Origin of the sequence: Thermosynechococcus sp. Uc (assembly GCF_029335995.1) — a bacterium.
Classification (GTDB): domain Bacteria; phylum Cyanobacteriota; class Cyanobacteriia; order Thermosynechococcales; family Thermosynechococcaceae; genus Thermosynechococcus.
Genome location: NZ_JARJMS020000026.1, coordinates 1 through 17,349 on the forward strand (window position 1 = coordinate 1; position 17,349 = coordinate 17,349).

General features: G+C 52.8%; 24 protein-coding genes, 1 tRNA gene, 1 pseudogene and 1 riboswitch. Of the genes and pseudogenes, 19 read left to right on the plus strand and 7 right to left on the minus strand.

From position 1 onward, the window contains the following. The first annotated feature begins 253 nt into the window (after window positions 1–253). Window positions 254–760, plus strand: coding sequence for a pantetheine-phosphate adenylyltransferase (coaD, locus tag P3X23_RS02810; RefSeq protein ID WP_300872948.1), 507 nt, complete (start codon window positions 254–256; stop codon window positions 758–760). Next, window positions 715–1,353: an ATP synthase F0 subunit B gene (locus tag P3X23_RS02815; protein WP_300872950.1), complete on the plus strand. Its 639-nt coding sequence runs from the start codon at window positions 715–717 to the stop codon at window positions 1,351–1,353. The genes coaD and P3X23_RS02815 overlap by 46 nt, the downstream gene beginning before the upstream one ends. A gap of 181 nt (window positions 1,354–1,534) precedes the next feature. Here P3X23_RS02815 and P3X23_RS02820 read toward each other — a convergent pair whose 3' ends face one another. Both P3X23_RS02820 and P3X23_RS11905 read right to left on the minus strand, forming a co-directional pair. Next, window positions 1,535–1,669 (minus strand): hypothetical protein, encoded by a 135-nt coding sequence (locus P3X23_RS02820; RefSeq protein WP_300872951.1) that lies wholly within the window; start codon window positions 1,667–1,669, stop codon window positions 1,535–1,537. Then, window positions 1,670–1,921 (minus strand): annotated as a pseudogene (locus P3X23_RS11905) (alpha-E domain-containing protein). 57 nt (window positions 1,922–1,978) lie between these two features. On the opposite strand from P3X23_RS11905, the gene P3X23_RS02825 reads away from it, so the two are divergent. The 5 genes from P3X23_RS02825 to murQ all read left to right on the plus strand — a co-directional run bounded on the left by P3X23_RS02825 (window position 1,979) and on the right by murQ (window position 5,464). Continuing rightward, window positions 1,979–2,311 (plus strand): DUF565 domain-containing protein, encoded by a 333-nt coding sequence (locus tag P3X23_RS02825; protein WP_300872953.1) that lies wholly within the window; start codon window positions 1,979–1,981, stop codon window positions 2,309–2,311. Between the two features lie 25 nt (window positions 2,312–2,336). Continuing rightward, window positions 2,337–2,714, plus strand: a complete 378-nt coding sequence (locus P3X23_RS02830) for a DUF1877 family protein (protein ID WP_300872955.1) — start codon at window positions 2,337–2,339, stop codon at window positions 2,712–2,714. A 174-nt stretch (window positions 2,715–2,888) separates the two neighbouring features. After that, window positions 2,889–3,917 carry a pyruvate dehydrogenase (acetyl-transferring) E1 component subunit alpha gene (pdhA, locus tag P3X23_RS02835; RefSeq protein ID WP_300872957.1) on the plus strand — a complete coding sequence of 343 codons (1,029 nt, stop codon included), beginning with the start codon at window positions 2,889–2,891 and terminating at the stop codon, window positions 3,915–3,917. Window positions 3,918–3,971: 54 nt separating this feature from the next. Next, window positions 3,972–4,541, plus strand: coding sequence for a glyoxalase-like domain protein (locus P3X23_RS02840; RefSeq protein WP_300872959.1), 570 nt, complete (start codon window positions 3,972–3,974; stop codon window positions 4,539–4,541). Beyond that, entirely contained in the window at window positions 4,538–5,464 is a 927-nt protein-coding gene (gene murQ, locus P3X23_RS02845) for an N-acetylmuramic acid 6-phosphate etherase (protein WP_300872961.1), read from the plus strand. Before P3X23_RS02840 ends, murQ begins: the two co-directional genes overlap by 4 nt. Here murQ and P3X23_RS02850 read toward each other — a convergent pair. Then, on the minus strand, window positions 5,461–5,757 hold the full coding sequence (locus P3X23_RS02850) for a hypothetical protein (protein WP_300872963.1): 297 nt from the start codon (window positions 5,755–5,757) through the stop codon (window positions 5,461–5,463). The genes murQ and P3X23_RS02850 overlap by 4 nt on opposite strands. A 300-nt stretch (window positions 5,758–6,057) precedes the next feature. Between P3X23_RS02850 and P3X23_RS02855 the strand changes: the two genes are divergently transcribed. Beyond that, a complete protein-coding gene (locus tag P3X23_RS02855; RefSeq protein WP_300872964.1) occupies window positions 6,058–6,801 on the plus strand; it encodes a helix-turn-helix domain-containing protein in 744 nt (247 codons plus the stop codon). 53 nt (window positions 6,802–6,854) lie between these two features. On the opposite strand, the gene P3X23_RS02860 is transcribed toward P3X23_RS02855, so the two are convergent. Then, window positions 6,855–6,939: transfer RNA gene (locus P3X23_RS02860), tRNA-Ser, on the minus strand. A 36-nt stretch (window positions 6,940–6,975) separates the two neighbouring features. Here P3X23_RS02860 and P3X23_RS02865 point away from each other — a divergent pair. Together P3X23_RS02865 and cbiE are read left to right on the plus strand one after the other, a co-directional pair. Beyond that, complete coding sequence (locus P3X23_RS02865; protein WP_300872966.1) at window positions 6,976–7,590, plus strand: cobalt-precorrin-8X methylmutase; 615 nt, start codon at window positions 6,976–6,978, stop codon at window positions 7,588–7,590. Continuing rightward, window positions 7,587–8,834: a precorrin-6y C5,15-methyltransferase (decarboxylating) subunit CbiE gene (gene cbiE / locus P3X23_RS02870; protein ID WP_300872968.1), complete on the plus strand. Its 1,248-nt coding sequence runs from the start codon at window positions 7,587–7,589 to the stop codon at window positions 8,832–8,834. The genes P3X23_RS02865 and cbiE overlap by 4 nt, the downstream gene beginning before the upstream one ends. On the opposite strand, the gene P3X23_RS02875 is transcribed toward cbiE, so the two are convergent. Then, window positions 8,825–9,355, minus strand: a complete 531-nt coding sequence (locus P3X23_RS02875; protein ID WP_300872970.1) for a pentapeptide repeat-containing protein — start codon at window positions 9,353–9,355, stop codon at window positions 8,825–8,827. The two genes, cbiE and P3X23_RS02875, sit on opposite strands and share 10 nt — an antisense overlap. A 121-nt stretch (window positions 9,356–9,476) precedes the next feature. Between P3X23_RS02875 and P3X23_RS02880 the strand changes: the two genes are divergently transcribed. From P3X23_RS02880 to P3X23_RS02905, 6 genes are all read left to right on the plus strand, one after another. Further along, window positions 9,477–11,021, plus strand: coding sequence for a SagB/ThcOx family dehydrogenase (locus P3X23_RS02880; RefSeq protein ID WP_300872972.1), 1,545 nt, complete (start codon window positions 9,477–9,479; stop codon window positions 11,019–11,021). Further along, window positions 11,018–11,464 carry an Rrf2 family transcriptional regulator gene (locus P3X23_RS02885; protein ID WP_206199615.1) on the plus strand — a complete coding sequence of 149 codons (447 nt, stop codon included), beginning with the start codon at window positions 11,018–11,020 and terminating at the stop codon, window positions 11,462–11,464. Before P3X23_RS02880 ends, P3X23_RS02885 begins: the two co-directional genes overlap by 4 nt. 45 nt (window positions 11,465–11,509) lie before the next feature. Beyond that, on the plus strand, window positions 11,510–11,938 hold the full coding sequence (locus P3X23_RS02890) for an FHA domain-containing protein (protein ID WP_300872975.1): 429 nt from the start codon (window positions 11,510–11,512) through the stop codon (window positions 11,936–11,938). Window positions 11,939–12,032: 94 nt separating this feature from the next. Then, window positions 12,033–12,368, plus strand: a complete 336-nt coding sequence (gene rplU, locus P3X23_RS02895; protein WP_300872977.1) for a 50S ribosomal protein L21 — start codon at window positions 12,033–12,035, stop codon at window positions 12,366–12,368. 1 nt (window position 12,369) lies between these two features. After that, window positions 12,370–12,633 (plus strand): 50S ribosomal protein L27, encoded by a 264-nt coding sequence (rpmA, locus tag P3X23_RS02900; RefSeq protein ID WP_297051500.1) that lies wholly within the window; start codon window positions 12,370–12,372, stop codon window positions 12,631–12,633. Window positions 12,634–12,806: 173 nt separating this feature from the next. Then, window positions 12,807–12,918, plus strand: a riboswitch (Glutamine riboswitch). Between the two features lie 39 nt (window positions 12,919–12,957). Next, window positions 12,958–13,401 (plus strand): DUF4278 domain-containing protein, encoded by a 444-nt coding sequence (locus tag P3X23_RS02905; RefSeq protein ID WP_300872980.1) that lies wholly within the window; start codon window positions 12,958–12,960, stop codon window positions 13,399–13,401. A gap of 93 nt (window positions 13,402–13,494) precedes the next feature. On the opposite strand, the gene P3X23_RS02910 is transcribed toward P3X23_RS02905, so the two are convergent. Next, on the minus strand, window positions 13,495–14,829 hold the full coding sequence (locus P3X23_RS02910; protein WP_300872982.1) for an alkaline phosphatase PhoX: 1,335 nt from the start codon (window positions 14,827–14,829) through the stop codon (window positions 13,495–13,497). A gap of 146 nt (window positions 14,830–14,975) precedes the next feature. On the opposite strand from P3X23_RS02910, the gene P3X23_RS02915 reads away from it, so the two are divergent. From P3X23_RS02915 to P3X23_RS02925, 3 genes are all read left to right on the plus strand, one after another. After that, the gene (locus P3X23_RS02915; RefSeq protein ID WP_300872984.1) at window positions 14,976–15,236 is read left to right on the plus strand and encodes a sulfiredoxin; all 261 of its coding nucleotides are present in this window, start codon (window positions 14,976–14,978) and stop codon (window positions 15,234–15,236) included. 63 nt (window positions 15,237–15,299) lie between these two features. After that, a complete protein-coding gene (locus P3X23_RS02920; RefSeq protein ID WP_367186492.1) occupies window positions 15,300–16,478 on the plus strand; it encodes an ABC transporter ATP-binding protein in 1,179 nt (392 codons plus the stop codon). After that, window positions 16,475–17,056, plus strand: a complete 582-nt coding sequence (locus tag P3X23_RS02925) for a helix-turn-helix domain-containing protein (RefSeq protein WP_300872986.1) — start codon at window positions 16,475–16,477, stop codon at window positions 17,054–17,056. Before P3X23_RS02920 ends, P3X23_RS02925 begins: the two co-directional genes overlap by 4 nt. Here P3X23_RS02925 and P3X23_RS02930 read toward each other — a convergent pair. Continuing rightward, the gene (locus P3X23_RS02930) at window positions 16,938–17,345 is read right to left on the minus strand and encodes a ferredoxin (RefSeq protein ID WP_300872988.1); all 408 of its coding nucleotides are present in this window, start codon (window positions 17,343–17,345) and stop codon (window positions 16,938–16,940) included. The two genes, P3X23_RS02925 and P3X23_RS02930, sit on opposite strands and share 119 nt — an antisense overlap. Between the last annotated feature and the right edge of the window lie 4 nt (window positions 17,346–17,349).

The window sequence follows — 17,349 nt, forward strand, 5'->3', positions numbered from 1 at the left end:
TTTTTATACTCTAATTACAAATTGTTGTATTAACTTTTGTTAACTGTCGTCGCTCTATTGCTATATACATTTCCCGTAGTGGTATTGGCTGTAGAGCCGATGGTAAAGATACAGCACGTTTGCAAAATTTCTGAGCGATCGCGGAGGGCCTGCCGATCTAGCAATGGTATGCGCTGCTCCTAGAAATCAGGGATGATTGTCTTACGCATTCCCTCGATGCTGTTTAACCTCTCATCTTGTCATTGAGCTACTTATGCTTGCTGTTTATCCCGGAAGCTTTGATCCCATTACTCTAGGGCACTTGGATATTATTGAGCGGGGTGCTCGTCTGTTTAGCGAAGTCATCGTCGCGATCGCCCACAACCCCCAGAAAAAAGCCCTCTTTAGCGTCAGCCAACGCATTAAACAAGTACAGGCGGCAACAGGCCACTTGAAAAATGTACGGGTGGATACCTTTGATGGCCTGACGGTTGAGTACGCGCGATCGCAACAGGCAACAGTTCTCCTGCGGGGGCTGCGGGTTCTATCGGACTTTGAATACGAACTGCAGATGTCCCACACGAACAAAAGCCTCTGGCCAGAAATTGAAACTGTGTTCCTCACCACGTCCAATGAGTATAGTTTCTTAAGTAGTAGCTTAGTAAAAGAAATTGCCCGATTTGGCGGTAATGTTCGTCATCTAGTACCAGCCACTGTTGCCAAGGATTTAGAAGCATGCTTTACTCAAACGCCGATCCCATCTCAACCAACACTGGAGTAAACGAGGCCTGTAATGTTCCTTCGACCTCCTTGCAACTGCTGCAACAACTGCAAAAGCTGGAAGAACTGATCATTCTCGAAGGGACGAAGATTCCACTGACGGGGCGTAAGCTCATTGACGAAGAGCAGCTTCTTAACCATTTAGAGCAGATTGAGCGGGTCATTCCTGAATCGGTTACAACGGCTCAGCGGATTCTCAATCAACGGGATGAGATCATTCAACAAGCCCAGCACCGTGCCCAAGAAATTATCCGCGCCGCAGAGCAACGCGCTGCCCAAATTGCCGATGAACTGCGGATTCGCCAGCAAGCAGAACTAGAAGCGCAGAAAATTCGCCAGCAGGTGCAGCAAGAGGTGGAGTTTATGCGCCAGCGTGCCATTGAGGAAATTAATTTACTACGGCAAAACACGGAAAAAGAACTCGCCCATCTGCGCCAAGCGACCCGTCATCAATGTCAACAGCAGCAACAGGAAGCTGATGCCTATGCCGATCGCACCCTTGCGGAAATGGAACGCCAATTCAAGGAAATGTTAGCGGTCATTCAAAACGGGCGCCAGTACCTCAAGCAGCATCAAGCCCACCGTCAGCCCTAGGGAAGCCTCTAATTCTGTTGGCTGTTTTTAGGAATCATCAGTAATAGTACATATAATAATATAATCAGTAATAGTACATATAATAATATAGTAGTATTAAACATCAAGGGAGCCATGCCCCAGACCGGAACAAATACGGCTGATCTAGTCTCAGCTCAATTAAATTGTTCTAACCAAAGTATTACGCTTCATTGTAGTTCATCGCACTATCCATCACGCTAGCAAAGAAGTCACTGGCTTGTTTCAAGAAGCTAACGATCTCCACTTGGGCAGGAGCTTTAGCCGCTTCCCGCACCACAGTGTAAAAGGCATTCACCTACTGCCACATTTCTGAGGAAATCACTTCGCGAATGGATGTGGCAGGGTCCCATACTGACCGCAGACAGGAGATGATGGAGTTAGGATAGGTGAAGTGCCATAGTATTCCTGCAAAAGGGCAAATTCTCTGTTATTGATACCAAGGGATCCCATTGACTCAAAAGACCTGTGGGTAAAAAATAGCAATATTCTCTGCTTGCCCAATATAGCGATTTAACCAATAGACCGCATCAGTAACACGACTTAACATATACTGGCAAGCATTGACTTTCTGCTCACTTTAGCAACCTTTGCCTATCCTGAGTATATGCAGCAAACCCGCCTCAATACCCTGCTTGATCGCTTAGGCGCTGGGATTCAGGAGCAGTTAAAAAATCCGTGGCGACGGCTAGCGACACTGAGCATTGCAGTTCTCTTTGGCGTACTTTTAGGCTTGGCGGTTTCCTCTACCGCGGGTCAACTGGGCTATTTAGATATTGTCGCCTCCTCCATTGTGACGATTGTTGCTGAAGTGATTAGTGCCTTGTTCTATAGCGATCGCTGGAAACTGCGGCAGACCCTCTTTGGCGAAATTCTCAATGCCGTGAAGTTTGGTCTCCTCTATGGCTTGTGCCTCATTGCCTTCCTTTTGGGCAGTTAGGTGTTGACCACTCATTGCTGCAATTTTGACTGCGATTCCCCATAGGGAGCCGCTTGAGGATCTTGAAGCACTCATCGCAGCCGCAGAAGAGGGAATTGCCGCAGGGCACGGTCTGCATTGGTTACTCACAGGCGCTGCCGATGGAGGCAACGAACCTTGGTGCTATCTCCGCAAAAGGGGAAGAGAAATCACAACTAAAGATTTGGTGGACAGTGCGCTCCGTTTCCGCGATCGCCATCAGGCAAATGCTGGGCATTCAACGCTTCAATCTGTTACTGAAACAGCCCTAGCACAACGTTTTGATCCAGAGGCAATGGCTGCCGCCCACATCTATTCCCCCTTGCTTTGGCGCCGCAGCGATCCAGAGCCTTGGCAATCCCATACCAATCTGCGGGACTTCTGAGCAAATTCAGAGCAGCAGGGGACAGGGGGACTGATTTCCTTTGATTAGGAGGAGATTGCAGACCCTTTAATCCTGTATTTAAGAAAAGGGTTGTAATTTGAGTACAATAGGGTGATGCCAACGGCGGCTTGCCCTGTTGGTATGGCGTTTACCCTAGGTTGATCACTGCCTGCTATGGTTCAAGAGCGTAGTCTGCCCTCTTTGTCCATTCCTCAAACTGCAATTACCCGCGAGCAAGGGTTAATGCTCTATGAAGATATGGTACTGGGGCGCACCTTTGAAGATAAGTGTGCCGAAATGTACTATCGGGGGCGGATGTTTGGCTTTGTCCACCTCTACAACGGTCAAGAGGCCGTCTCCACAGGCGTGATCAAAGCTATGCGTCCTGATGATTACGTGTGCAGTACCTATCGCGATCACGTTCATGCGCTGAGTGCTGGTGTTCCTGCCCGTGAGGTGATGGCCGAACTCTTTGGCAAGGCTACAGGATGTAGCAAGGGTCGAGGTGGCTCAATGCACCTGTTTTCCGCCAAGCATCATCTTTTGGGGGGCTTTGCCTTCGTAGCTGAGGGCATTCCCGTAGCACTGGGCGCAGCATTTCAGACAATATACCGCCGTCAAGTGATGGGCGATGCCAAGGCTGATCAGGTGACAGCTTGTTTCTTTGGCGATGGTGCCAGCAATAATGGCCAGTTCTTTGAGTGCCTGAATATGGCAGCACTGTGGAAATTGCCAATTCTGTTTGTGGTTGAAAACAACAAATGGGCGATCGGCATGGCCCATGAGCGTGCCAGCTCCGAAATTGAAATCTACAAGAAAGCCAAGGTCTTTGGCATGGTGGGCGAGGAAGTAGATGGCATGGATGTACTGGCGGTACGTACCGTTGCGGAAGCTGCGATCGCCCGTGCTCGTGCGGGTGAAGGGCCTACCCTGATTGAAGCCTTGACCTACCGTTTCCGGGGTCACTCGCTCGCCGATCCCGATGAACTGCGCCCCAAAGAAGAAAAAGAATTCTGGCTGAAGCGCGATCCCATCAAAAAGCTGGGTGCTTACCTTGTGGAGCAAGAACTTGCCACTAACGAAGATCTGCGTGCCATTGAGCAGAAAGTACAAGCGATTGTCGATGATGCGGTGGCCTTTGCTGAGGAAAGTCCTGAGCCTAAGCCTGAAGAACTCTACAACTATATCTTTGCTGATGAATAACCTAGGATGAGTTCTGTTGACTACAATAAAAGGAAACTTTCCTAGAACATTGGCATGCTGTTGACTCCTCCTTTGTTTGCTTGGCTGGATGGTCTTTGGGACGGGGTATTCTCCACCCAAGGAATTATGATCATGCTGCTGATGGGCTACGCAGGGGCAATGTGGCTCTTTTTGTCCAGTGCCCCCAAAGTCTATACAATCATGGTTTCGGATCTAGAGCACGCGCAGCAATTCTACGAGCAGGAGTTAAACTTACCGATCGCCGATGTGCCACTCCACTACTACTACAACTACGAGCAAACCCTTGGTGTAGCCTCAATGGATCCCCTCTATGTGCCCTCAGCTTTGAGCTACAGCAGCCCCAGGCGTCCTAGCCCCAGTGATGGTCTATGGTACCAACTCAAGAAAAACACCCAACTGCACGTGATTAGCGGTGCCAGCAAGGGGGAGCGCAACCGTCAGCGCCATGTCTGCTTTGACCGTGAGTGCTTGGAACTCCTGTTGCTGCGGATTCAACGGCGGCAGTTGCGCTACAAACTGCGCAGCGATCGCCCCCTTAATTTTCTAGTCAAGGACTACGAGGGCACAGTGATTGAAATGGCAGAAATTTCAGCGCGGCCATGACGGACCACTCAGAACTTCCCAATCGTGGCCATCTCTTAACTGAGCAGATTAACCCCGCTAGCCAGCATCTGGATCAGCTCACCCCCCTAGAACTGGTTGATCTCTTTAATCGTGAAGATGTTCAGACTTTACGGGCAATTGCCCAAGCACGCGAGGCTCTAGCCCAAACCATCACCGCCACAGCAGACCGTCTGCGGCAGGGGGGGCGGCTTTTTTATGTGGGTGCGGGCACCAGTGGTCGCTTGGGGATTTTGGATGCCGCGGAATGTCCTCCCACTTTTTGTACCCCTCCCTATTTGGTTCAGGGTATTCTCGCGGGCGGTGAGGCAGCTCTTGTGCGCAGTTCTGAAGGGCTTGAGGATCGCTACGAAGATGGAGCAGCCGTGGTGCGCGATCGCCAGATTACCGCCCAAGATGTGGTGATAGGAATTACTGCCGGAGGCACTACCCCCTATGTTCATGGCGCCCTTGATGCCGCCCAAGCAGTGGGCACACTGACTATTTTCATGGCGTGCGTCCCCTCGGATCAGGTGCAGCGCAGCGCTGATATTGACATTCGTCTGCTAGTAGGGCCTGAACTCCTTGCTGGATCCACCCGGTTGAAAGCCGGTACTGCGACAAAAATGGCACTGAATATCATTTCCACCGGAGTAATGGTGCAGCTAGGCAAAGTTTATGGCAACCGTATGGTGGATGTGGCAGTTACAAATCGTAAACTCTTGGATCGTGCCCTGCGGATTCTCACTGATCTCACGGGGATTGACCGCGCAGCGGCAGCAGATCTCTTGGAACGCAGTGGTTATCAAGTGAAACGTGCCCTGCTGATGTACTGGACAGGACTGGATGCCCTTGCCGCTCAAGCTTTCCTAGATCAACACAGTGGCCAACTTCGCGCTGCCAAAAGCGCTGCCCTTGAGCGTTAGATACCTACCTTAAAACCAAGACCACGATGATTGCGCGGCTCCTCAAACTGCCTGTAAACTTTTGGTTCCGGGCGAGTAGGCACAGGGAGAATCTCTAGGCGGTTTTCAAGCTCTGCTAAATCACTGACAGATTGTAAAGCATGCGGATTCGCGGCAGGATTGGGCAGCGACAGCAATGCCGAACGCAAGTCTGGGCTGACTTGAATGGTGCCAATGGCAACAGAATTGGCCAAGGCAGGTAGTGTGGTTAATGTACTGGCAATCAGCATTAAAGGGACGGAGGGGAAACGCATTCTTAAGAATCCTCAATAGAGCGAGCAACTAAGCATTAAAACTCCTGAGGCACTGGTTGTGCTGCTTTCTATTCTAAAGCAGCTACTTTTCCCTTTGTTTTGACCCTGTGCGCGACACGCCCCGCCATACCGCTCAAGCTAACAGGGCGGGGCAAGGATAGCGCAGACAGCGCAGCCGTCCTTGGGGTTTAGTTTGGCTACGCCGAAACCACGCCTTGCGGGTTTTCATCTTAAAGACGCAATGTCTATCGTGCCGAATATTGTTGTCATCCATCATAGACCAATAGTATAATTCACCCTATGCGACGCATCCAAGCCTTCAAATACGAACTGATGCCCAACGGCCAGCAGGAGCGGCAAATGCGCCGCTTTACTGGCTCGTGCCGGTTCGTTGACAACAAGGCTCTGGCGTTGCAGAAGGAGCGTTACAAACCAGGCCAACCGACGCTGGGGTATGCCGGGTTGTGCCAACTGCTGACCGCGTGGCGCCACAGCACGGATACGAAATGGCTCTCAGAGGCACCAGTGCACCCACCGCAACAGTCGCTCAAAGATTTTGAGCGCGCCTACGCCCACTTCTTCGCCAAGCGGGCTGGATTCCCGCGTTCCAAAAAGAAAGGCCAGTCGGACAGCTTCTGTTATCCTGACCCGACACAGATCAAACTCGATCAAGCCAACAGCCGTTTGTTTGTGCCCAAGCTTGGTTGGCTGCGTTATCGCAATAGCCGGGAAGTTCTGGGCACGGTCAAGAACGTTACCCTCAGCCAGTCTTGCGGCAAGTGGTTCGTGAGGCTGGTGGCGGTGCTGCCGCAGCACACAAGTCGCACCTGCCCATGTTGCGGCCATGTATCGGTGGATAAGCGGTGGACACAGTCCCAGTGTGTGTGCGTGGAATGCGGCTATGAGAACAACGCCGATCTAGTTGGCGCAATCAATGTGTTGAGGGCGGGGCACGCCCGGATCGCCTGTGAAGTGAGCAGCATTGCGCTGCCAGCAGCAGGAACCCACCGCAGCGACTCAGGGGCAGCTCAATGCCGCGCCTGAGCGCCGTAGGCATCTCTGGAGGATGTCAAAGAAAGTAAGCCAACAATTTAGAACGGAGAGAGAGGGATTCGAACCCTCGGTGAGTTGCCCCACACAGCATTTCCAGTGCTGCGCCTTCGACCACTCGGCCATCTCTCCTAGTTTAGACAGTCTTGTTATTGTACCAAAAGTCCTGTGTCTTTGCTACATCCAATTGCCCAAGCCAGTTTTACCATCATTGATCGGGAGATCGGTGCTCACAATTTTGATCCCCCTAGCTATGTAATTTTGCGGCGGGTGATCCACAGCACCGCCGATTTCGAGTTTAAGGAACTGTTGCAAATTTCGCCGGGGGCGATCGCCCACATGACTCAAGCTTTGCGCTCAGGCGTGCCGATTATTACGGACGTGGCCATGGTCAGTGTTGGTATTCAAACAATGGCCAGTCGTACCTTTCAAAACCCAATCATTACCGCGCTGGACGATGGTAGCCACACTGCCCCCGGTCAAACTCGCAGCGCAGCAGGGATGATTCGGGCTTGGCAACACTGCCCCTACGGTCTGTTTGTGATTGGGAATGCGCCAACGGCCCTTCTAGCTCTGTGCGATTGCCTGCAAGAAACCCCTGTGCCTGCGGCGGGCGTTATTGGTGTTCCCGTGGGCTTTGTCAACGTGGTGGAGTCAAAGGCTGCCCTGGCGCAACTCCCTGTGCCCCAAATTCGCGTTGCCGGCCGCAAGGGGGGATCGCCTGTGGCAGCAGCAATTGTCAATGCCCTACTGGAGTTGGCCTATAGCGAGGAGCCAGTGTGACTCCGATTCATGTGGTAGGCATTGGCCTAGAGGGCCTAGCAGGCTTGGGGAAAGTAGCTCAGGAAATTATTTGCAAGGCTACGCTCTTGGTGGGGAGCGATCGCCACCTCCAGTTGATTCCCCAAGGAGACATCCCCCGCCTCTGTTTACGGGACTTTCGTGCCACTCTCAAGGCCATTCAAAACCACTTGGAAACAACCTCTGACCCCCAAGTGGTCATTCTCACCAGTGGCGATCCCCTGTTTTACGGGTTGGGACGCTGGCTCCTAGAAGTCTTTGCCCCCGAGCAGTTGACGTTTCATCCCCACCTGAGTGCGGTACAGTTGGCCTTTAGCCGCCTCAAGCTCCCTTGGCAAGATGCGGTCATCTACAGTGCCCATGGTCGCGATTTAGTGGGGTTGGTGCCCCTGTTGCAACAGGGGGTGGCAAAAATTGCCATTTATACCGATGGCGAAACCAATATTGCTGCTATTGGCCGTTTATACCAAGCGTTACACCTGCCGGTGACCTATCGGGCATGGGTGTGTCAAGCCCTTGGGAGTGAAGATGAAGCCATTCTGCCCTGGGATTTAGCCCAACCGGTGACGGAACTGCCGCCAATACATCCGCTGAATCTAGTGGTGCTGCTACGTCAACCCCAGCAGTTGCTTCCTCGGGAACAACCGCTGATTGGTTTGGGGGATGATCAGTTTTTCACGTTTAGCGATCGCCCCAGCTTGATGACAAAGCGGGAGGTGCGGGTACTCGCTGTGGCTGAACTTGGCCTCACGGGCACAGTAGAAACTGTTTGGGATGTGGGTGCCGGCACCGGCAGTGTGGCCGTAGAAATTGCCCGCCTTGCCCCCCAAGCCACGGTTTATGCCATTGAGAAAACGGCAGTTGGCTTCCAACTGATTGAGCGCAACCGCAACGCTTTTGGTTTGAGCAATCTCATCCCTGTCCAAGGGGTAGCGCCGCAGAGCCTCAGGGGCTTGCCCCCACCAGATCGCGTGTTTATTGGCGGCAGTGGTGCTCAGTTACTGGCTAATCTAGACTTTTGCTGGTCGCAGTTGAAACCCGGTGGGCGCCTTGTACTGGCGATCGCGACCCTCGAACACCAAGGGCAAGTTCTCCAGTGGTGCCAGACCCATCAAATCAGCCCCCAGCTTTTGCAGGTGCAAATTAGCCGCTCGGTTCCCCTAGGTCAAGGCCACCGCCTCCAGCCCCTTAATCCCGTTACCTTAATTACCCTAACTCAGGGATAGAAATAGCCATCGGGATAGATGGTTGTGCGATCGCACACAGCAACCGACAGATCGGCGCCCGTTGCTCGAAAAAAGTTACAACGCTGTACCTGCGCCTCCCTTAAGTCTGCCCGCTCTAAATTAGCCTGTTGCAGGTTTGCCCCCCGCAGATTGGCCTGTCGTAAATTGGCATAGCGTAAATCCGCCCCCTGTAGATTAGCCCCCTGTAGGTTTGCCCGTTCTAAATTTGCCGTCCGCAAATTGGTTCGTACAAGACTTGCGCCTTCAAGATTCGCTGCCGTCAGATTGGCTTGATACAACTGAGCATCCCCTAATTCACTGTGGCGGAGGTTGGCAGCGGTTGCCTGAATGCGATTTAACTGGCAATAGGGCAAATAGGCATTCTCTAGATTACTGTTGCTAAAATCGGCATCGCTAAGGTTAGTGTCAAAAAGACTCAGACCCGTCAGATCGCTTCCTCGAAAATCCCGTTCCCCCGCTGCATAGGCTGCCAATAGTTCCTCATTGCTGAATTTGGCCATAATGGTATAGAGAGTGTTGTACTGTGACTAAGTATTTCTACCTAAACCTTTTTGACTGTACGGGAAATTATTGGCCAAGTTCACATTCTTTAATGCTTTCTTAACTTGGTGAGGCACCACAATGGGGGTTCAACCGCTTTCTCTGGCACAGCACTACCACGAACGCACCAAGTATGCCCCTGAGAGCTTAGCCCAACAGGCTGCACCGCTGGATTTTAGTCGCCAGCCCAATCCGTTCAAAACCTATCCTTTTGGCCATTCCTTCTCCTTGAAGCCGTTTTTAGAACCTGCAAAGGAAACAGCCCACCCCTATTGGCGGCGACTCTCACGGTTGTTGTACTGTAGCTATGGCATTACGGGAGTAGTTCCCTATCCAGATCAACCCTTTTATATGCGGGCAGCCCCCTCTGCCGGGGGACTATATCCAGCGGAGATCTATCTCCTCACTCGCAACGATACCGCTATTCCCGCTGGCATTTACAACTACCAAGTGAAAGACCATGCCCTTGTGCAGGTGTGGCAAAGCTATTTTTGGTCGGCATTACAGGCCGCTTGTCTTTGGCATCCAGCGTTAGAAAGGACGCACATTGCCCTGATTGTCACCGCAGTTTTCTATCGTTCCGCTTGGCGTTATGGCGATCGCGCCTATCGCCGCATTTGTCTCGACCTTGGGCATCTTTTGGGGAACGTGGAACTGGCCGCCAATATCAATGACTTTCGCGCTCACTTCATTGGTGGTTTTGTGGATGCGCAAATGAATGAACTGCTCTACCTTGATCCAGAACAGGAGGGGGTGTTGGCGGTAGTGGCCCTTGCCAATTTGCTGGAAGTGGGGGAAAACTTATCCACATTCCCCTCTGTGTTGGCTTCCGCCACCTGCTATGACTATGGGGCGATCGCCAGTGGTGAGTTGCTCAAGGCCTATCACCGTGCCAGTGCTCTGGTCAACAGTGAGATTATCTACAGCATGGCTAAAGCAGAAACAACCGTTGCCAAAGGCAGTACCGAAGTGCCTGCTGAACCCGCCCCCCGTAAATATAACTTCCCCTTTGGCCTGCGGGTGAGTCTGAACAAAACCATCATTCATTGGCAAGACAATTTAGCCGCTCTTGAGCAGACCATTCTTCAGCGGCGCTCTACCCGTCGGTATAGTGGCCAAGGGATTGAGATGGATCAACTGGCGGCTCTCCTTACCTTTGCCTACCATCCTCAGGACTATCGCGAGCAAGGACTGGACGAAGCCCCCAGCTTCTTTGACCCAACCTTGGTGGAAACGTTTATTGCTGTGACGCGGGTCAGGGATCTCGAGGAGGGCTGCTACTACTACGCTGTGGCTGAGCATGAGCTGCGCCAGATTCGCTTCAAGAATTTTCAAGAACAGTTGCATTTCCTCTGCCTCAATCAAGATCTGGGTCGCGATGCCGCAGTGGTCATTTTCCATACCGCCAATCTGGAGCGGGCGATCGCTCGCTATGGGGAACGAGCCTATCGCTACCTGCACATGGATGCTGGCCACCTCGGACAGCGGCTCAATTTAGCCGCCACAGCTTTGGGGTTAGGGGTCAGTGGCATTGGTGGTTTCTTTGACGATCAGGTCAACGACCTTCTAGGCATTCCCCCCACAGAGGCGGTTTTGTACATTACCACCGTGGGCAAAGCAGCGTGACCCTCACTACCCGTGGCCACTACAGTATTAAGGCGCTATTGGATTTGAGCTTGTTGCCCAACTATGGGCCTGCCTCCGTGCGTGCGATTGCTGAGCGGCAAAAGATTCCTGCCCCCTATCTAGAAAAACTCTTGATTGAATTGCGGCGCGCAGGCTTGGTGCGATCGCTGCGGGGCGTCTATGGGGGCTATCAACTTGCCCGTCCTCCCGCCGCCATTTCCCTGCGGGACATCCTCACTGCCGTTGGTGAATCGCCGACCCCCCTGTTTTTGCATCCCCCCCAACCAGAAGATGGCACAGCGGATTGGGTGACCTTGAGTCTCTGGCAACGTCTGCACCAAAAACTGCAGGATGCCCTGGCCAGTATTTCCCTAGAAGATTTGTATTTTGATGCCCGCAGTTGGCAAGCAGCCCAAGGGGATGGAGCCACATTTGTGATCTAGGCAATCAAAGAAGTAGAGGGCATCTCACAAGGAGGGGAGACATCCATGTCAGCATCAAACTGTGCCAAAGCATGGCTGATCATTCGCGAACGTGGTTTGCCGAAACGGGAAGTTATTCTCAGTCCCGATCGCCAGTGGACCATTGGTCGCCAACTCGATTGCCGTATTCTCCTCAAAGATATCTATGTCTTGCGGCTGCATGCGGTTATCAACGCCTTTCTCTTTAAGGGGCAGCCCCTCTATTTCATTAGTGATTACCACAGCCGCAATGGCACATTCCTCAATGGCCTCCCAATTGAGCACATCACTCTCCTCCACCATGAAGATGTCATTGGTGTTGGGACTACTCTCATTGTCTTTTACTATCCAGACATGTTTAAGGAAATCTCTCTCGATGAGCACCCCGAATTGAGCAAACGTTCAACAGGCAGTCTGCCTTGGGTCGGCTCAGGGTTTGACAGCCATAGGGTATAAATTTTATGATGGCAAATTGTTGAGTTTGCACGGAACAGGTTTTCCAAGAGGCACGCATCCCCTCACCTGCACGGCAAGGAGTTTTTTAGTTTCTATGGCATACGCAATCATTGAAACCGGTGGCAAGCAACTGCGCGTTGAAGCCGGGCGATTTTACGATGTGGAGCGGCTTCCCGTCGAGCCGGACAGCACAATTGATTTAGAACGGGTGTTGTTGGTGCAAACCGATAGCCAAGTTCACGTGGGTCAACCCTACGTCAGTGGTGCGGTTGTCTCTGGTACGGTGATGGAGCATCGGCGCGGTCCTAAGGTGATTGTCTATAAAATGCGTCCGAAAAAGAAAACCCGCAAGAAACAAGGCCATCGCCAAGAACTCACCCGCATCATGATCAACGAGATTCGTCTCAACGGTGAATCCCTAGGAGGTTAACATGGCACACAAGAAAGGAACAGGTAGCACACGCAATGGTCGCGACTCAAATGCCCAACGTCTAGGCGTCAAGCGCTTTGGTGGTGAAGTGGTTAAAGCAGGTCACATTCTTGTGCGGCAGCGGGGGACAAAGTTTCACCCTGGGGTCAACGTCGGCCGCGGCAGTGATGACACTCTTTTTGCGACGATTGCGGGTGTGGTCACGTTTGAGCGCTATGGCAAAAATCGCAAGCGTGTGAGTGTCTATCCCCTAGCAGAGGGCTAAAGCCACTTCTCGATAAACCTTCAGAAATCATTCAATTGGGTCAATCCGCTGGATTGGCCTTTTTATTTTTTCAGCCCATGACCTTCTTAGGGGAGTCGTGACTTGACGATTGTAAATTTCGATGAACAGCTTGTTTTAAGATCGAGAAACTGTTAAATTAGATACAGAAATCAATCGTTCATCTCTCGCAGGGCATCAGTAAGCGCTTTTCAGACCGAGTTTAATTGTCAGCGTTGTACCTTCGCGAGGGACGGAAGTAGGGAAAAAATCCCGAAGGAACGCGCCTCAGGCAGTTCACTTTGTATTCAAAATGGGGCGAAAACGATGACTACTCTTACTTATCGCGGCGTCCAATACAACTACGTTCCTCCAGCGATCAACACCCAAGCAACGGATGTGGTGGCCAAGTATCGCGGTAGCACCTACCGAGTGGCTCCTGTGACGCATCCTCCCGAAGAATCCTTAAAAATCATGACCTACCGTGGGGTTAAGTATCAAAAAGGCAAACAGCCTGCAGGCGTTCCCGCTGCTCGCTTGGCCGATAGCGTGGCTTCTGTGCCCATGACGGCAACGGTTAACGACATGGCTCGCTCCTTGGCCATGGCACATCATGTGATGATTAAAAGCCGTGAACAAACCCTCCTTGCCCGTATGGCAGAAGCAATCGGCATGCCTGTGACAGCCGCTCACTACTGGAGCCAAATCCAAGGAAAAATTAACCCCGTGTTTGGTGCCACCTACGATCGCTCCTATGTGGCTCTCAGCTAAAGCAGCAATCACAGTGGGCGGAAGTGCTGAGTTAAGTCAGTAGGAAAATAGCGAGGGAGTCAAGGATAACTTGACTCCTTTTTTCTATGGGCATTAACTTCGGCGATGCCACGGCCCCCAAATGGCAAAGGTCATCCCCGGATGGTAGAGATTGACAAACAGGGTTTGGCCATCGGGTGAGAAGCAAACCCCTGTGAGTTCTTGATCATTGAGGGCATTGCGGGCAAAGGTGTAGAGCTGTCCTTGGGGCGTGATCCCCACTAGGCGGTTGGTGCGATCATTGCCATCTTCACAGCAAATGAGATCTCCCCAAGGAGCCATTGTCAAGTTATCGGGATAATCAAGAACGTCTTTACCCGCAGACTCAACAAACAGTTCAATCGTACCACCCGCTGTTGAGGTGCGACCGGGACGATAACACCAGATTTGCCCCAGCTGCTTTTGCCCGCCACTGGTGGCTGTAAAGTAAAAGGCGCCGTTGGCATAGCAGAGGCCTTCACTGCGCACAAACCGAGCAGCCCCCTTCTCATAGCCTTGGTAGCGCACTGTATCCGTAGCGGGATCAGGATCGGCAATCGGTACCCACTCCACCTCAAAAGGTTGCCGACGCGGCAAGCCTTGACCAGTGTTCAGTTTGGGAGCACTTTTAATTTTCAGTGCCTGTAGCTCGCCGCCAGCGGCAAGGTTTCGCGGTTCTTTAGGAATAAAGCGGTAAAAGAGACTATCCCCCCGATCCTCTGTCTGATAGACGATATGTGTTTTTGGATCGATGGCGATCGCCTCCCGCTGAAAGCGACCCATGGCTTTTAGAGGCACGGGGTTGACCGGGCCGTTAGCGGCAATGGGGACTTCAAAGGCATAGCCATGGCGTTTTTGAACAGGGCCGTGCTGACCTGGCTGCGTCGGGGTGGCCGTGGTCTCCTCACAGCTAATCCAACTCCCCCAAGGGGTTTTGCCGCCCCCACAGTTGCGAGAGGTTCCCGCCAAGGAAACGTAATGCTTTAGGAGTTGGCGATCTTTGCTGATAACCAGCGTGGTGGTACCACCGGGGGCAAGGGGGTCATACATTCTGTCTTTGGGAGCCACGACCCCCTGAAAGGCACGGGGAAGGCCAGGATACATTTCATGGTTGCGTACAAGGATGGTCGTGCCATTGGGGCCAGGGAAGGCGGCCATGCCATCGTGGAGGGTGGGGACAGGGGTGCCATCACTCAGGCGATCGCCTAGTTTTGAGAAGACGCGATACTGAAACCCCGCCGGCAAATCCAAAAGCCCCTTGGGGTCTTTTACCAGTGGGCCAAACCCCCGCGTGGTAATCGGCAGCCCTTGGGCTGCCCGCTGGTAAAGCAGTTGCAATCCTTGGGGAAAAAGAGCTGTCCCCATACCAGCGGCGGCAAGGGTTAGGAAGCGGCGACGTTGCAAACCCATAGAAAACCTTGTGTAAACTGCACAATGAACAGTTAAACGCCCACCCCTACCTTCATACTGCAAAGTTAAGAAGTTATTCAAGGGAATCTTGTTGCCAGTTGTGGATCAATTGCTAAAATAAACTCATAACGAGTTTGGATAAGCCAATGCGAGTTTTGGATTTGCCCCTCAACGCCATTCGTCGTCCCTTGCTACGGCAAACGGATCCCGCCAAAGTAGAGGCGCTCATGGCCTCGATTGCGGAAATTGGTCAGCAGGAACCCATTGAAGTGCTGGAAGTCGAAGGCCAATACTACGGCTTTTCGGGGTGTCATCGCTACGCAGCCTGCCAACGTCTCGGACTACCGACAATTCGGGCACGGGTGCGCCGCGCCCCCCGCTCAGTTTTAAATCTGCACCTTGCCTAGACACCTTGTCAGATTAGCCCCAGTGTGGGATTCTAGCCAATTAGCCCCTCTAGGACAGCAATCGTGACGGGTGTACGCCTTGAACAATTGACCAAGGTCTATCGCGACTCCCAGCGCGGTCATGAGGTTACAGTGCTGCAGGGAATTGATCTGAGGGTTGCTGCGGGCGAGTTTTTGGTACTGGTGGGGCCTTCAGGGTGTGGCAAGAGTACGCTGCTGCGGCTCATTGCCGGTTTGGATGAGCCAACCACGGGCACGATTTGGGTGGGCGATCGCATAGTCAATGGCTTGCCGCCCAAAGTGCGGGATATTGCCATGGTCTTTCAAAGCTATGCCCTCTATCCCCACCTGACGGTCTATGACAATTTGGCCTTTGGTCTGCGCCGCACTACCCAATTGAAGGGGGTTCTGCCCGCGCCGCTGGAAGCAGCCCTGACCCGCTGGACGCGATCGCTCCCTAAACCACTGCAACTCTCTTTTTCCCGTGAGCGGGCAATTCACCAGCGGGTGATGCAGATTGCCGAGATGTTACAAATTGATTCCCTGCTAAATCGCTATCCTAAACAGCTCTCTGGTGGTCAAAAACAGCGGGTGGCGCTAGGACGCGCCATGGCACGGAACCCGCAAGTCTTTTTAATGGATGAACCCCTCTCAAACCTCGATGCCAAGCTGCGCACCGAAACCCGCAGCCAAATTGTCCAACTTCAGCAACAATTGGGCATTACGACAATCTATGTGACCCACGATCAAACGGAAGCAATGACCATGGGCGATCGCATTGTCGTGCTCCATCGAGGCAAAATTCAACAAATTGCCACCCCTTTAGACCTATATCAACGCCCTGCCAACCGTTTTGTTGCCGAGTTTATTGGCTCACCACCGATGAATTTTTTAGCCGTCACCCTGAGCCCAGGAAAGATACAGTACCACCATTGGCAGTTGCCCTTGAGCCAGCCTTTACCCTCGGCATCGAAGGTGTGGTTGGGGATTCGTCCTGAACATTTTGCGTTGGCCACAGTTGAAGAAGTCGGTACCTTCCCTGTTCAAGTGGATCTAGTGGAAGCCCTAGGCCATGAAACGGGGCTAGCAGTGCACCTGATTGCGACAGGAGAAACCTTGCGGGTGCGCTTGCCGGGGCAACAGCCTATTCGGCGGGGCGATCGCCTGTATTTGCGCCCTGATCCGCAGTATCTGCACTTTTTTGATGCCACCACAGGGCAGCGACTAGAGCTAGAGCCATGAGCCAGCGCCTGCAAGCCCGCCTTGCGATGGCCGGCATTAGCCGCAAGAGTCAACTGCGCCGTAGGGGATTTACGCGGCAGCAAGCCAATGCCATTTGGTTGGGAGAACTACACCGCTTGCGCCTTGAAACCCTAGAGCGCCTCGCCCAGGTGCTTGGGGTCACTCCCTTGGAATTCTTGCAGTGGTTCTATGGGGAAGCCACCCCTGAGGCGGCGCTGCAATACCAAGCCCTGCAGATCCTTGAACCCTTTCTGCGCTTCTGGCCCACGGCTGCCTATGCGGCGCAACAAAACCCCGCAGTGCCGGCTCAGCGAATTTTGCCCCTAGTCAAGCCGGTGTTTCAACTGCTAGAACTGTGGGGGGTCAAGAGGATTGGTGAGGTGGGGGAGTGTGTTCCCTTTGATCCGCGCCAGCACCAGAGCGATCGCGCACCGTTAGCGGAAGGTACACCCGTGCGCATTACCCATGCGGGCTATTGGTGGGGCGATCGCCTGCTCTTGCGGGCGATGGTGACGCCAGTAGATACTCTTGGACAATCTGCCCCCCCAGCACATGCTCCTGAATCACCCGCTCAATAACCGGCGGTGTTGCCGAGTGATACCATACCCCATCGGGATACACTGCTAGAATTGGCCCCCGTTGGCATACCCGCAGACAATGTACCTTTGTGCGAAAAATGCAGCCTTGGGGGCTAGGTTGATCCAATCCCAATTCGCTGAGGCGCTTTTTCAAATATTCCCATGCTTCTAAGCCCACCGCCTTATCACAGCACAGGGGTTTTGTTTGATCCGCACACAGGAATAGATGTTGCCTAATGTAGCCAATACCGAGGGCGGCTACTTGCTGCTCCAATGAAAGGGAACTCATGACT

Coding starts and splice junctions, on each gene's coding strand:
- P3X23_RS02815 (WP_300872950.1), top strand. CDS start 715: ATGCTTTACTCAAACGCCGATCCCATCTCAACCAACACTGGAGTAAAC.
- P3X23_RS02855 (WP_300872964.1), top strand. CDS start 6,058: ATGCGACGCATCCAAGCCTTCAAATACGAACTGATGCCCAACGGCCAG.
- P3X23_RS02850 (WP_300872963.1), bottom strand. CDS start 5,757: ATGCGTTTCCCCTCCGTCCCTTTAATGCTGATTGCCAGTACATTAACC.
- P3X23_RS02825 (WP_300872953.1), top strand. CDS start 1,979: ATGCAGCAAACCCGCCTCAATACCCTGCTTGATCGCTTAGGCGCTGGG.
- pdhA (WP_300872957.1), top strand. CDS start 2,889: ATGGTTCAAGAGCGTAGTCTGCCCTCTTTGTCCATTCCTCAAACTGCA.
- murQ (WP_300872961.1), top strand. CDS start 4,538: ATGACGGACCACTCAGAACTTCCCAATCGTGGCCATCTCTTAACTGAG.
- P3X23_RS02890 (WP_300872975.1), top strand. CDS start 11,510: ATGTCAGCATCAAACTGTGCCAAAGCATGGCTGATCATTCGCGAACGT.
- rpmA (WP_297051500.1), top strand. CDS start 12,370: ATGGCACACAAGAAAGGAACAGGTAGCACACGCAATGGTCGCGACTCA.
- rplU (WP_300872977.1), top strand. CDS start 12,033: ATGGCATACGCAATCATTGAAACCGGTGGCAAGCAACTGCGCGTTGAA.
- P3X23_RS02840 (WP_300872959.1), top strand. CDS start 3,972: ATGCTGTTGACTCCTCCTTTGTTTGCTTGGCTGGATGGTCTTTGGGAC.
- P3X23_RS02910 (WP_300872982.1), bottom strand. CDS start 14,829: ATGGGTTTGCAACGTCGCCGCTTCCTAACCCTTGCCGCCGCTGGTATG.
- P3X23_RS02925 (WP_300872986.1), top strand. CDS start 16,475: ATGAGCCAGCGCCTGCAAGCCCGCCTTGCGATGGCCGGCATTAGCCGC.
- P3X23_RS02880 (WP_300872972.1), top strand. CDS start 9,477: ATGGGGGTTCAACCGCTTTCTCTGGCACAGCACTACCACGAACGCACC.
- P3X23_RS02915 (WP_300872984.1), top strand. CDS start 14,976: ATGCGAGTTTTGGATTTGCCCCTCAACGCCATTCGTCGTCCCTTGCTA.
- P3X23_RS02905 (WP_300872980.1), top strand. CDS start 12,958: ATGACTACTCTTACTTATCGCGGCGTCCAATACAACTACGTTCCTCCA.
- coaD (WP_300872948.1), top strand. CDS start 254: ATGCTTGCTGTTTATCCCGGAAGCTTTGATCCCATTACTCTAGGGCAC.
- P3X23_RS02875 (WP_300872970.1), bottom strand. CDS start 9,355: ATGGCCAAATTCAGCAATGAGGAACTATTGGCAGCCTATGCAGCGGGG.
- P3X23_RS02930 (WP_300872988.1), bottom strand. CDS start 17,345: ATGAGTTCCCTTTCATTGGAGCAGCAAGTAGCCGCCCTCGGTATTGGC.